General features: G+C 72.9%; 14 protein-coding genes and 5 pseudogenes. 5 read left to right on the top strand and 14 right to left on the bottom strand.

What is annotated here, in order from left to right; genetic code table 11:
• Positions 1 to 240 precede the first annotated feature (240 nt).
• The 4 genes from FF86_RS30095 to FF86_RS69375 all read right to left on the bottom strand — a co-directional run.
• Positions 241 to 816: ABC transporter ATP-binding protein (locus tag FF86_RS30095; protein WP_242419897.1), on the bottom strand; the 576-nt coding region annotated here is incomplete at its 3' end.
• A gap of 5 nt (positions 817 to 821) precedes the next feature.
• Positions 822 to 1,094, bottom strand: coding sequence for an ABC transporter permease (locus FF86_RS61135; RefSeq protein ID WP_242419896.1), 273 nt, complete (start codon positions 1,092 to 1,094; stop codon positions 822 to 824).
• Position 1,095: 1 nt separating this feature from the next.
• Positions 1,096 to 1,802, bottom strand: a 707-nt coding sequence (locus FF86_RS30090; RefSeq protein ID WP_242419895.1) for an ABC transporter permease, incomplete at its 3' end; no start/stop codon positions are given.
• A 186-nt stretch (positions 1,803 to 1,988) separates the two neighbouring features.
• On the bottom strand, positions 1,989 to 2,952 hold a 964-nt coding region (locus FF86_RS69375; protein WP_396230190.1), incomplete at its 3' end, for an ABC transporter substrate-binding protein.
• A gap of 258 nt (positions 2,953 to 3,210) precedes the next feature.
• Here FF86_RS69375 and FF86_RS30080 point away from each other — a divergent pair.
• Complete coding sequence (locus FF86_RS30080; protein WP_044888646.1) at positions 3,211 to 4,275, top strand: LLM class flavin-dependent oxidoreductase; 1,065 nt, start codon at positions 3,211 to 3,213, stop codon at positions 4,273 to 4,275.
• Positions 4,276 to 4,284: 9 nt separating this feature from the next.
• Positions 4,285 to 5,196 carry an LLM class flavin-dependent oxidoreductase gene (locus FF86_RS30075; protein ID WP_044888647.1) on the top strand — a complete coding sequence of 304 codons (912 nt, stop codon included), beginning with the start codon at positions 4,285 to 4,287 and terminating at the stop codon, positions 5,194 to 5,196.
• A gap of 484 nt (positions 5,197 to 5,680) precedes the next feature.
• Here FF86_RS30075 and FF86_RS61130 read toward each other — a convergent pair.
• From FF86_RS61130 to FF86_RS30055, 9 genes and pseudogenes are all read right to left on the bottom strand, one after another.
• Positions 5,681 to 5,997: pseudogene (locus FF86_RS61130) on the bottom strand (NAD(P)H-binding protein); the annotation flags it as partial.
• Between the two features lie 38 nt (positions 5,998 to 6,035).
• Positions 6,036 to 6,081, bottom strand: a pseudogene (locus tag FF86_RS61120) (hypothetical protein); the annotation flags it as partial.
• Between the two features lies 1 nt (position 6,082).
• The coding region (locus FF86_RS61115; RefSeq protein ID WP_242419894.1) for an NAD(P)-dependent oxidoreductase at positions 6,083 to 6,376 on the bottom strand (294 nt) is incomplete at its 3' end.
• A gap of 136 nt (positions 6,377 to 6,512) precedes the next feature.
• Positions 6,513 to 6,671, bottom strand: coding sequence for a hypothetical protein (locus FF86_RS34480; RefSeq protein ID WP_157867025.1), 159 nt, complete (start codon positions 6,669 to 6,671; stop codon positions 6,513 to 6,515).
• 115 nt (positions 6,672 to 6,786) lie between these two features.
• A partial coding sequence (locus tag FF86_RS69370; RefSeq protein ID WP_396230189.1) for a lactate utilization protein C occupies positions 6,787 to 7,525 on the bottom strand: 739 nt, incomplete at its 3' end.
• Positions 7,522 to 7,902: a lactate utilisation protein LutB domain-containing protein gene (locus tag FF86_RS61105; RefSeq protein WP_304438195.1), complete on the bottom strand. Its 381-nt coding sequence runs from the start codon at positions 7,900 to 7,902 to the stop codon at positions 7,522 to 7,524. The genes FF86_RS61105 and FF86_RS69370, both read right to left, overlap by 4 nt.
• Positions 7,903 to 7,943: 41 nt before the next feature.
• A pseudogene (locus FF86_RS61100) lies at positions 7,944 to 8,687 on the bottom strand (LUD domain-containing protein); the annotation flags it as partial.
• A 1-nt stretch (position 8,688) separates the two neighbouring features.
• A partial coding sequence (locus FF86_RS61095; protein ID WP_242419893.1) for an LUD domain-containing protein occupies positions 8,689 to 9,147 on the bottom strand: 459 nt, incomplete at its 3' end.
• A gap of 67 nt (positions 9,148 to 9,214) precedes the next feature.
• A complete protein-coding gene (locus FF86_RS30055) occupies positions 9,215 to 9,967 on the bottom strand; it encodes a (Fe-S)-binding protein (RefSeq protein ID WP_044888650.1) in 753 nt (250 codons plus the stop codon).
• A gap of 311 nt (positions 9,968 to 10,278) precedes the next feature.
• Here FF86_RS30055 and cysK point away from each other — a divergent pair.
• From cysK to cysE, 3 genes and pseudogenes are all read left to right on the top strand, one after another.
• Positions 10,279 to 11,015 (top strand): annotated as a pseudogene (cysK, locus tag FF86_RS30050) (cysteine synthase A); the annotation flags it as partial.
• A gap of 1 nt (position 11,016) precedes the next feature.
• A pseudogene (locus tag FF86_RS61090) lies at positions 11,017 to 11,169 on the top strand (cysteine synthase A); the annotation flags it as partial.
• Between the two features lie 45 nt (positions 11,170 to 11,214).
• The gene (cysE, locus tag FF86_RS30045; protein WP_044888652.1) at positions 11,215 to 11,952 is read left to right on the top strand and encodes a serine O-acetyltransferase; all 738 of its coding nucleotides are present in this window, start codon (positions 11,215 to 11,217) and stop codon (positions 11,950 to 11,952) included.
• Positions 11,953 to 12,050: 98 nt separating this feature from the next.
• On the opposite strand, the gene FF86_RS30040 is transcribed toward cysE, so the two are convergent.
• A partial coding sequence (locus FF86_RS30040; protein WP_206779084.1) for a transposase occupies positions 12,051 to 12,295 on the bottom strand: 245 nt, incomplete at both ends.

The following is a 12,295-nucleotide window of genomic DNA, read 5'->3' as shown; positions in this document are numbered from 1 at the left end:
CAGCTCGCCCACCCACTCACCCTGCATGATCACAACACTGGCGTCGACCACCACACCAGAACCCGGACCCGCAAGATTTTCAGTGGTCTCCTAGACGTCGGCGACGGCCGAGGGGTCGGCGACGTGGGTGTCGGTGACGCCGAGCAGGCCGAGCAGCCGGGCGCGGGCCTGCTCGAAGCGCGGGTCGCGGCGGTCGTCGAACAGCTCGCGGGTCTCGATCTCCTCGTCGAGGCGGCCGTNGCGCAGCACGATCACCCGGTCGGCGAGTTCGAGGGCCTCGTCGACGTCGTGCGTCACCAGCAGCACGGCCGGGCGGTGCCGCTCGTGGAGCTGGCGGACCAGATCGTGCATGTGGATGCGGGTCAGCGCGTCGAGGGCGCCGAACGGCTCGTCGAGCAGCAGCAGCTCGGGTTCGCGGACCAGCGCCCGGGCGAGTGCGACGCGCTGCGCCTCGCCGCCGGACAGCGTCAGCGGCCAGGCCTGGGCGTGATCGGCGAGACCGACCTCGGCCAGCGCCCGGGACGCCTCGTCGCGGCGGCGGGAGCGCGGCAGGCCGACCGCGACGTTCTGCCACACCCGGCGCCAGGGCAGCAGCCGCGGCTCCTGGAACACCACCGAGCGCAGCGCCGGCACCTCGACGCTGCCCTCGGCGACCGGGTCGAGACCGGCCAGGGTGCGCAGCAACGTCGTCTTGCCGCCGCCGCTGCGGCCGACCAGGGCCACGAACTCCGAGTCGGCGATGGACAGGTCGAGCCGGTCGAGCACGACGTGCGAGCCGAACGCGCGACGCAGGCCGCGCACCGTGACGGCGTTCACCCGCGTCACCTCCCGCGCCAGGCCAGCAGGCGCCGCTCGGCGAGGCGCACGATCACGTCGGTGATCAGGCCGAGGGCGGCGTACACGACGACGACGACCATCAGGATCTTCGTCTGGAACAGCGACTGCGCGTTGTAGATAAGCAGGCCCAGGCCCTTCTGGGCGTTGATCTGCTCGGCGACGACGAGCGCGAGCCAGCTCAGGCCGAGCGAGTAACGCACGCCGGTGAGGATGCTCGGTGTCGCCCCGGGCAGGACGACGGTCGCGATCAGGCGCAGNCGGTTCAGGCCGAACTGGCGGCCCATCTCCAGCAGACGCGGGTCGACCGTGCGCACGCCCGACATCGTGTTGATGTACATCGGCAGCGCCGTGCCGATCGTGATGATGAGGATCTTCGGGGTCTCGTCGACGCCGAACCAGAGGATGAACAGCGGCAGGATCACCAGGAACGGGATCGTCCGCAGCATCTGCAGGGTGGCGTCGATGGCCTCCTCGACCGGCCGCCACAGGCCGACCGCCACGCCCAGGGCGAGGCCCACGGCGATGCCGATCGCCGCGCCCGTCAACGCCCGGCGCACCGACACCCACAGGTTCGACGGGAGCTGGCCGTTGTTCCACAGGGTGACGAACTCGTGGGCGACGTCCCACGGCGCGGGCAGGACCTCCGTCGACCACCAGCTCGACGAGCTGCCGACCTGCCACAGCGCGACGAGCAGGATCGGGACGATCGCCCGGCGGACCAGGCTGGGAACCCACCGCCGCCGACGCCGGTCCGCGCCGCCGGCGCTGAAGGTCACCCGCCGCCCGCGTGCCGCCGCGGGCGAACCCGCGGCGGCACGCGTGACAACAGCGGTGGGCGTGGCCTCAGTAGTGGGCGTGGCCTCAGCGGCCGGCGTGGCCGGCGTGGCCGGCGTGGCAGCGGGCGGGCTTCCGGGTGATGCGCCCTCGGGCTGCGTCACGGTCGCCACGGCACGCGGGTCTCCCATCGTCCGCTCACTTGACGGTCGTGACGGCGAAGTTCGCCGGGAACTTGGCCTTGTAGGAGGCGATGGCGGCGGCGATCGCCGGGTTCAGCTTCGTGTTGTAGCTGCCGGCGACGTCGACCTTGCCGGGCAGCAGGCCGGCGGCCTGGAAGGTGTCGGCGATGGCCTGCTGGTCGGTCAGTGCCTTCNGGTCGACGGGGCCCACGGCCGAGTTCGCGCTGTTCTCCGAGGCCTTGAAGTTGGCGGTGACGGACTCCAGCGGCTGGTTGGTGTTCGTAGCCGTGATCTTGTCCCACTCGGCGGGGTGCGCCCGGGTCCAGGCGAACGACGCCTCGATCCGACCGATGTAGTCGGCGATCGCCGCGGACTTCGCCGGGTCGTCGAGGTCGGAGGTGTAAGCGTTGTAGGCGCCGACGAGGCCGCCGAGGCTGCCCTTGAGGATCGGACCGCCGTCGGCCAGGATCGGGTTGCCCTTGGCGACCGCGACCTGCACCGTCTTGCCGAACCCGGCCAGCGCGTCGACGCTGCCGCCGAGCAGTGCGCTCAGGCCGTCGGCCGGCGTGAGCGGCACCGGCTGGATGTCCTTGAAGGTCAGTCCGGCGCTGGCGAGCTGCTTGAGCAGGAAGTACTGCGTGGTGGTGTTCTTGGTGTACGCGACCTTCTTGCCCCGCAGGTCGGCGATCGAGGTGATGCCCTTCTTCGCGACCGTCCACTGCAGCGACGTCGGCAGCCGCAGCGTCGCGACGGACACGAAGTTCGGCTTGGTACCCCCCGCGGCGATCAGCACGTTCGCGACGCCACTGCCGCGGGCGAGGTCCGCGCTGCCCTGGTTGACCGCCCCGGTCTGCGCGCCGCCGTCGGGGTAGGTCTGGAACCGCACCTTGTACGGGGTGTCGAGCAGGCCGGCCGCCTTGAGCAGCGCCTCGTCGCCGCCGATGGCCGCCGGGTAGGTCGCCACCCGCAGCGTCACCCCGGACAGGTCGGGGCCGCTCGACGCGCTGGCCGCGGCCGGGCTGGCCGCCGCGCTCGACCCGCCACCCGAATCCGAGCCGCAGGCCGCGAGGGTCACCGCCAGGCCGGCCGCGACGGCGACCGCAACGGCGCCGCGCACGCGGCCGCCGATCCTGCGCTGGACTGATCCCCGCTGATACATCGAAAACTCCTACATGATCCACTCCCGGCGTCCCCGGGTCCGGGTGAAGGTTTCATGCCATGACGTACTTGTCAACCGAAAGGGTAGAGATGGCCCACAAAGGGCGGCGCAGGTTACAGTCCAGGCAAAACGGCGAGACGGGCGCGGGTTCCAGCAGCTGATGGCAAGCTGAGCGTCATGCCCTGATCCACTGACGAGGCTTCGTCGGCGCGGGCCCGTCGCCTCCGAACACGTACCGACGACGATCGAGGGCATCTGGTGGAACTGGGAATCAACACGCTCGGCGGCGTCTCCACAGACCGGCGCACCGGGCAGACGCCGACCGAGCATGAGCGGCTGGCGTCGATCGTCACCCAAGGCGTGCTCGCCGAGCGGCTCGGCTTCGAGGCGTTCTCCGTCGGGGAGCACCACGGCGACCCGCACTTCGTGACGAGCGCACCGCCGGTCATCCTCGCCGCCATCGCCGCACAGACCGAGCGGCTGCGGCTGATGACCGGGGTGACGCTGCTTCCCCTGCTCGACCCGGTCCGCGTCGCCGAGGACTACGCCACCCTCGACGTCCTCTCGGGGGGGCGTGTTGAGATCGTCGCCGGGAAGGGCAACTTCGCGAACGCCTCCCGGCTGCTCATCGGCCAGGACGACCCGGACCGCGGGACGTTGCTGCGCGAGCACCTCGACCTGCTCCTGGAGATCCTGCGCACCGGGCACATCCCGGCGTGGCCCGCCACCTCCCGCCCGGCGTTGAGCGACGCGCACGTCACCCCGCGGCCGGTGCAGCCGCAGCTTCCGGTCTGGCTCGGGGCGACCCGCAACGTGGACTCCGTCGAGCTCGCCGCCGGCAAGGGCCTGCCCGTCCTGGTCGCCGGGTTCCGCGCCGGCACCTACGCCGACTTCGCCGACCACTACCGCGAGGCGTTCGCCGCCGCCGGCCACGACCCGAGCCGGGCCCGGGTCGCCTCGCTGTCCACCGTTGTCGTCGACCACGACGAGGCACGCGTGCGCCGCGAGTACCGCGCCTACTGGGAGCAGACGGTCAACGCCGCCGCGCAGCGCAACCAGGGCCTGCGCCAGGACAACCGTGCCCAGCGCCTGCTCGACCAGGGCTTCGACGAGCTGACCGGCCCGACCGGCCAGATCCTCGTCGGCACCCCCGAGTACGTCGCCGAGCGGCTGATCGGGATGCACCAGGACCTCCGCCACGACCTGCACTTCCTCCAGATCGACAACGGCCTGGGGGCCGCGGGCACCGAAGAGATCATGCACCTGATCGCGGAGGAAGTGGCTCCCCTCGTCCGCAAGGAGACCGCGCTCAGCGCGGCATAGGAGATACCGATGACCGACGACGACCGACCGCTCGACCACCGACCGCTGCGGTTCGGCACCTTCCTGTTCCCCCGCACCGTGGCCGGTCGCGCGCTGCTCGACCATGCCGCGCAGGCCGAGGAGCTGGGCTACGACCTGATCGCCGTGCCCGACCATCCCTACAACCCCGACTACGTCGACCAGGTCGCGCTGCTGTCGGCGGTGGTCGGCCGCACGTCGTCGATCCGGGTGCTCACCGACGTCGTCAACCTCGCCCTGCGCCCGCCGGCGGTGTTGGCCAAGACGGCGTGGACGATCGACCGCCTCGCCCCCGGCCGGCTCGACCTCGGCCTCGGCACCGGCGGGCTGTGGGACCAGATCGCCGCGATCGGCGGCCCGCGGTGGAAGCCACGCGAGGCCCGGGAGCGGCTCGCCGAGGCGATCGACGTCATCCGGCTGCTGTGGTCCGGCGACGCCGACGTCACCTACGCCGGCCAGTACTACCAGCTCGACCATCCGCAGCCGCTGCTCCCGCCGCAGGAGCCGATCCAGCTCTGGATCGGCAGCGGCGGCCCGCTGATGCGCCGGCTGACCGCCGGGGTGGGCGCCGGCTGGATCCCCAACGGCAACCGCCTCGACCTGGACACCGTCCGCGCCGACGCGGCGCACTTCGACACCGAGCTCGCCGCCGCCGGCCGGTCGCGCACCGCGGTTCCGCGCCTGTACAACGCCTTCTTCGGCCACAAGCTCCAGGACCGCTCGGAGGGCTTCCTCGTCGGCCCGGCCAGCCAGTGGGTCGACGAGCTCACCGCCCTCGCCCTCGAACTGGACTTCGACACGTTCGTCCTCGGCGACCGCGAGACCCCCGTCGAACACCTCCAGATCTTCGCCGACCAGGTCATCCCCCAGGTCCGCGCCCAGGTAGCCGCCGCCCGCCCCTGACCGCCCCGCTTCCCTGCTCATCCGGCGGGATCTATCGGACGCGAAACCCTCCGGACCGGCAAGGACCGCCGCCATGGCCGTCCGGNCGAGCCGAGGCGGCAGTCCTGGAGACGCGGCGCTCCATTCACTCAGTGCGACAAAGGATCAACGTGTTGACCTGGGCGGTTACACCACCGCAGGGCCGCTGCAAACGGCTGTGCAGGGGAACGGCGCCACGTGGTTGCTCTGTAGGGACAAATCGGACGCCGAACCATACAGAAGAACCAGGCGGCCGCTCTCCCACGCATCCGCCGCGCGCCGTCGCCCGCGCAGCGCCCATCGCGACGTCACGCAGGGTGAAACCGGGCCTGGGAGCGGAATTCCGAGGCGCTGCACCAGCCAGATCCGTGATCATCCCTGCCGGGATCGCGACAGTGGGAAAGGCGCTGGACCGGCAGGGAAGCCCAAGCCGGCGCCGGGCCGGCGGGAGGGCGGGGCGGGTGGGTCAGTCGCGGCCGAAGGCCTCCCGCCGGATCACCTGGAGCAGGGTCGGGGCGCCCTCGCTGGTCGTGATCTCGATCGTCCGACCGGCGAACCGGTCCTCGGTCGCCTGCGCCAGCAGGCAGTGCGCGAGGTCCGCGCGGCTGGTGAACACGCCGTCCAGCGGGCCGTCGCTGACCTCGTAGGGCGAGACGTGGTCGGCGTCGAACAGGCCGGACGATCGGATGACCGTCCAGTCCAGGCCGCTGTCGCGCACGATCTGCTCCATGGCCCGCATGTCCGCGTAGGTGCTCCGGCCGATCGTGCGGGCGAGCAGCGGCTNCATGACCCGGTTGAGCAGGAACCCGCCCTCGCTGTGNGGGTGAGGTTCGACCGCGGTGGAGCTGACCACGGCCAGCCGCTTCANGCCGAACCGGATCATCGCGTTCGTGATGGTGGTGGCGGCGGTGCTGTAGACCGTGATCGGCGCCCGCGCGAACGGCACGCCGACGGTGCTCAGCACCGCGTCGACTCCGTCGACGGCCCGCGCGGTGGCGGGCTCGTCGGCGACGTCGGCCCTGACGACGGTGAGCCGCTCGCCGATCAGCGGGAACTCCGCCGGTCGTCGCGTGACCGCGACGATCTCATGGTCTGCCTCGAGGGCCTGCCGCACCACCAGCCGCCCGGTGGGCCCGTTCGCCCCGAAAACCGCGATCCTCATACCTGCCTGGCCTTTCGCCTGGGAATCGTTCGTGTGGCGGCGCGGCCTGGTTCGTCCGCGCCACCGCGCTCTGCGAATACGTCGAGTCCCAGCCGTCCGATGTGACAGACCCGCGGATGCGCCGGCGACCGCCTGATCAGATGGAAGTCGCCGGACCGACGTGAACGGTGCCGGTGCCGGTGCCGGTGCCGCTGTCGGTGGTGGCGGCGGCGAGTCGTTCTGCCAGTGAGCTGAGCAGATCGCGAAGCTCGTCGGGTTCCTCGACGACGAACGGGAAATTCAGTCCCGCCAGCACGGCGGGTACCCAACCCGCCGGGCGGACAAGGCCGGTGCGTGGAGCGCGGTGGGGCGTCAGGCTGTCGGGTCGGTCGGGTCGGTCGGGTCGGTGACGAGGATGACGGCGAGGGTGNGGGGGCCGTGGACGCCCTCGACGCGGTCGAACTCGATGTCGCTGGTGGCCGACGGGCCGCTGATGAGGGTGATCGGGCGGGTCGGGTCCAGGCGGGCGAGCAGCTCGGGGACGCCGTGGACGACCTGGTCGGCTCGGACGACGCAGACGTGGACGTCGGGCACCAGGGTGATCGCGCGCCGGCCCTGGTCGGGGGAGCCGTCGAGGGCGATCGTCCCGGTCAGCGCACAGGCCGCCGCGCAGCCGGTGACCACCGCCGCGAACCCGTCAAGCTCGACGGCGGTGAAGCCGCCGTCGACGACGCCGTCCGGGCACCAGCCCGCCGGCAGCCCGGGTGGGACGAGCACCGCCCCGCCTCCCCGCCCCGCGGAATCGGGCGGATATTCCGCGGAGCGGGGTGAGTGTTCCGCGGAACCGGGGGGATTATCGGCGGACGGGGGTGGGTGTTCCGCGGAACCGCGTGGGTGTTCGGCGGAGGCGGCGGCCAGGGCTGCGCGGATCGCCGCCGGCTCGTCGCCGGGGGCCGCGTCGACAACGGACGCGCGGTAGTCGACGAGCCGGCGGCGCAGCAGATCGAGCAGCGGCGGGCTGCCGGGCGCCGGTCCGCCGCCTCGGTGGTATTCGCGGGGGATGTCACCATCGTCGTCCGCACCTGGTCCACGCACTCCACCGCCGAGGCCGACGCCCGCGTTGGCGTTCGCGGCCCGGATGCGGGCCAGCACCTCCTCGCGCGCGTTCACGCGGAACCCGCCGGCCCCGCGGAACCCGCCGGCCCCGCCGAACCCGCCGGCCCCGCCGGCCCCGCCGAACCGCGCGGTTCCGCGGAACCCGCCGGCCCCGCGAAACCGCCCGGTGGCGGGGGATTCGCTTGACCTGCCGGATGCGCGGGGCCGCCGCGGGTGCGGGACCACCACTGGCGGAAGGTCTCCTCGGGGGGCCGGGGGGCGTCGCGGCTGGACGTCCATGCCGACAGCGGTGGGGGCAGCGACGACAGCCGGCCGGTGGCGCGGCCGGCCAGCCGGCCGAGGCGGGAGGCGGTCTCGGCGGCGGCGAAGCGGGTGGGGGAGGACATCACCCAGGCGGCGGCGGCCATCGTGAGCGCCTCCGCGGTCGGCAGCGGGCGGTCGCGGGCGGCGTCGACGTGGGCGGTGCGCAGGNGGACGAGCAGCGACGGGATGTCGATGCGCACCGGGCAGACGTCGTAGCAGGCGCCGCACAGGCTGGAGGCGTAGGGCAGCGAGGCGTTGTCGTCGCTGCCGGAATGGATCCCGGTGAGCTGCGGGGACAGCACGGCGCCGATGGGGCCGGGGTAGACCGAGCCGTAGGCGTGGCCGCCGGTGCGTTCGTAGACGGGGCAGACGTTCAGGCAGGCCGAGCAGCGGATGCAGTGCAGCGCGTCGCGGCCGACGGCGTCGCCGAGGGCAGCGGTGCGGCCGTTGTCGAGCAGGACCAGGTGGAACGCCTGCGGCCCGTCGCCGGGGGTGACGCCGGTCCAGGTCGACGTGTACGGGTTCATCCGCTCCCCGGTCGACGAGCGGGGCAGCAGCTGCAGGAACACCTCCAGGTCCCGCCAGCTCGGCACGACCTTCTCGATGCCCATCACCGTGATCAGCGTCTCCGGCAACGTCAGGCACATCCGGCCGTTGCCCTCGGACTCGACCACGACGAGCGAGCCGGTCTCGGCGACGCCGAAGTTCGCCCCCGACACGGCGACCCGCGCCCGCAGGAACGTGCGGCGCAGGTGGGCACGGGCGGCCATCGCCAGGCGGCGCGGTTCGGCGGTGAGCGACGGGTCGACGCCGGGCATCTCGCGCAGGAACAGCTCGCGGATCTCGGCGCGGTTGCGGTGGATCGCCGGGACCAGGATGTGGCTGGGCACGTCGTCGCCGAGCTGGATGATCANCTCGGCGAGGTCGGTCTCGTGCGCGGTGATGCCGGCGTCGGCGAGCGCGGCGTTCAGGCCGATCTCCTGGGTGGCCATCGACTTGACCTTGACCAGCTCGGTCGCGCCGGTGGCCTGGACGAGGCCGGTGACGATCGCGTTCGCCTCGTGGGCGTCGCGGGCCCAGTGCACCGTCCCGCCGCGGGCGGTCACCTCGGCCTCCAACCGGACGAGGTGGTCGTCGAGGCGGGCCATCGTCGCCCGTTTGATCGCCTCGCCGGCGAGGCGGAGCTGCTCCCAGTCGTCGAGTTCGCCGACCGCCGCGGCCCGTTTGGTGCGGATGACCCCGGTGGCGTGGCCGAGGTTGCGGCGTAGCTGGCTGTCGGCGAGAGCGTCGCGCGCGGCGGCGGGGAAGGGCCGGCCGCCGCGTAGCTGCCCCACGCCGGGCGGCGCGGGAATCCCGAGGAACGCCGCCGTCACCGGGCTCCCGCCTGACCGCCGCACGTCGGACCGCCGGCCCCATGGGGACCCGTACGGTGTGGCTCGCTCATCGGAGGGTCGCCTGGGTGCTGGCGAGGATCTCGGCGAGGTGCACCGTGCGGGTGGCGGCCCGCAGCCGGGTCAGGCCGCCGCCGATGTGCATCAGGCAGGACGCGTCGCCGGCGGTCGCCACCTCCGCGCCGGTGCCGAGGACGTGGCGCATCTTGTCGGCGAGCATCGCCGTCGACGTCGGCGCGTTCTTCACCGCGAAGGTGCCACCAAACCCGCAGCAGGTCTCGGCCTCCGGCAGCTCCAGCAGCGTCATCCCGGCGACCTGGCGCAGCAGCCGCAGCGGCCGGTCACCCACCCGCAGCACCCGCAGCGAGTGGCAGGTCGGATGGTAGGTGACCCGGTGCGGGTAGTAGGCGCCGACGTCCTCCACCCCGAGCACGTCGACGAGCAGCTCGGACAGCTCGTACGTGCGGGCCGCGACCGCCTCGGCGCGACGGGCGAGCGCATCGTCGCCGGCGTCGCGGGCGAGTGCGGCGTGCTGGTGGCGCACCGAACCCGCGCACGATCCGGACGGGGTGACGATCACGTCGGCGGCGACGTCGGCGTCGTCGAACACGTCGACGTGGTGGCGGACCAGCTCGACCGCCTCGCGGGCGTAGCCGGTGTTGGTGTGCATCTGCCCGCAGCAGGTCTGCCCGGCGGGGAAGACGACCTCGTGACCGAGGCGTTCGAGCAGCTCGGTGGTGGCCTGCCCGACCCGCGGGTACAGCGCGTCGACCAGGCAGGTCACGAACAGCGCGATCCTCATCCGCCCCCGCCCCCGCCCCCGCCCGCTCGACGCCGAGCCCCGGCGTCCAGACCGCCTGCGCCGCACCCTCGCCGCCGGATCCGCGCCACGGGCTCGAAACTATCCCGGCCGGACCGCGGACGTCCCCCCATCGCGCAACGCCGCCGCGGCGTCGTCACGCCGGTGGGTGCCGGCTGCCGTGCCGGTGGGNCCCGCTGCCGCGATCCGGGTGCTCGATGGTGCCTTATTGCTCATGGACGGTTCCGCGCCGGAGTCGGGACATACCCTGGCCCAGTGACGATGAGGGGCGCCGACCGAGGAGAAGAACGTCGATGAGGATCGCCGAGGACATCACGCGGCTGGTCGGGAACACGCCGCTGGTGCGGCTGCGCCGGGTCACCGACGGGGTCGGGGCCCAGGTCGTCGCCAAGCTGGAGTCGTTCAACCCGGCGCACAGCGTGAAGGACCGGCTGGGGCTGGCGCTCATCGACGCCGCCGAGCAGGCCGGCGCGATCGGCCCGGACACCATCATCGTGGAGCCCACCAGCGGCAACACCGGCATCGCGTTGGCCATGGTGTGCGCGGCCCGCGGCTACAAGTGCGTGCTGACGATGCCCGAGACGATGAGCGTTGAGCGGCGGATGCTGCTGCGCGCCTACGGCGCCGACCTGGTGCTCACCCCCGGCCCCGAGGGGATGGCCGGAGCCATCGCCAAGGCCGAGGAGCTCGCCAAGAGCGACTCCCGCTACTTCATGCCCCAGCAGTTCGAGAACCCGGCCAACCCGGCGATCCACCGGGCCACGACCGCCGAGGAGATCTGGCGCGACACCGACGGGCAGATCGACATCCTCGTCGCCGGCGTCGGGACCGGCGGGACGATCACCGGGGTGGCCGAGGTCATCAAGGCGCGCCGGCCGTCGGCGCGGTTCGTCGCGGTGGAGCCCGCCGCGTCGCCGGTGCTGTCCGGGGGCGTGAAGGGGCCGCACCCGATCCAGGGCATCGGCGCCGGCTTCGTGCCCGGCGTGCTCGACACCTCGCTCGTCGACGAGATCATCCAGGTCGAGGCCGANGACGCGATGGAGCTCGCCCGCCGCCTCGCCCGCGAGGAGGGCCTGCTGGTCGGCATCTCCGCCGGGGCTGCGGTGTCGGCCGCGCTGACGGTGGCGGGCCGCCCCGAGAACGCCGGCAAGCTGGTCGTCGTCGTGCTGCCCGACTTCGGCGAGNGCTACCTGTCGACGCCGCTGTTCGCCGGCCTGGGGGACTGAGCCGTGCTGGCGACGCTGCGCCGGGATCTGCGCACGGCACGGGATCGCGACCCCGCCGCCCGCTCCACCCTCGAAGTCGCGCTGTGCTATCCCGGGGTGCACGCCCTTTGGGGCCACCGACTGAACCACTGGCTGTGGACGCACCGGATGCCGCTGCTCAGCCGGGTCGGCGCCGAGCTGACCCGCACACTGACCGGCGTCGACATCCACCCCGCCGCCCGGATCGGCGAGGGCGTGTTCATCGACCACGCCACCGGCGTGGTCATCGGGGAGACCGCCGAGGTCGGCGCCGACGTGACGATCTACCACGGCGTGACGCTCGGCGGGACCAGCCTGGAGGCCACCAAGCGTCATCCGACGATCGGCGACCGGGTGGTGATCGGCGCCGGCGCGAAGGTGCTCGGCTCGTTCACCGTCGGCGCCGACAGCCGGATCGGCGCGAACGCCGTCGTCGTCCGCCCGGTCCCGCCCGGCTCGGTCGTCGTCGGCGTCCCCGGCCAGGTCATCAGCCCGAGCCGCCCGCAGCCCGCCCACGACGACCGGATGCCCGACCTGGTCGGCATCAGCCTGCAGTCGCTGCTCACCCGCGTCGACCGGCTGGAGGCGGCCCGTGCCGGCGCCACCGTCACGGCCGGCGCGGACGGTGCGGCCGGTGCCGCGTCCGGCGACGGTGCCGGGCAGCGGCCGCCGATCCGCCTGCCCCAGGCCGGCGTCTGGCAGGGCGAGGACTTCTCCATCTAGAAGATCACTGAAAATCTTGCGGGGTGCTGGTGGGGGTGGATGGCCGTGGTTTAAGGGGGTGCGGCGGTCAGGGNCCAGCCGTTGGTGCTGGTGTGGGNGAGTCCGAGGTTGATCAGCCGGCGGAGGTTGAGTGCGGCGGCGCGGTGGTGGAGCCAGGTGTCGTTGCGGGTCACGCCGCGGTAGGGCACGCGGCGGTTGCCGTGGGCTACCAGCCAGGCGATTCCGCGTTCTACCGGGGGACGCCAGCGGCGGTACTCGTCCTGCCATGCCGGGTTGGTGGCCTCGCGGCGGGCGGCGGCCAGCTGGGTGTGCTGGGGGTGGATGGTGAGGGTCCGTCCGGTGG

The sequence above is a fragment of the Frankia sp. CpI1-P genome, from assembly GCF_001421075.1.
Taxonomy (GTDB): domain Bacteria; phylum Actinomycetota; class Actinomycetes; order Frankiales; family Frankiaceae; genus Frankia; species Frankia torreyi.
This window is presented reverse-complemented; position numbering and strand designations above follow the sequence as displayed.

Excerpts from the sequence above, each read along its gene's own strand:
- FF86_RS30075 (WP_044888647.1), top strand. The coding sequence starts at position 4,285 with ATGACCGACGACGACCGACCGCTCGACCACCGACCGCTGCGGTTCGGC.
- FF86_RS30055 (WP_044888650.1), bottom strand. The coding sequence starts at position 9,967 with ATGAGGATCGCGCTGTTCGTGACCTGCCTGGTCGACGCGCTGTACCCG.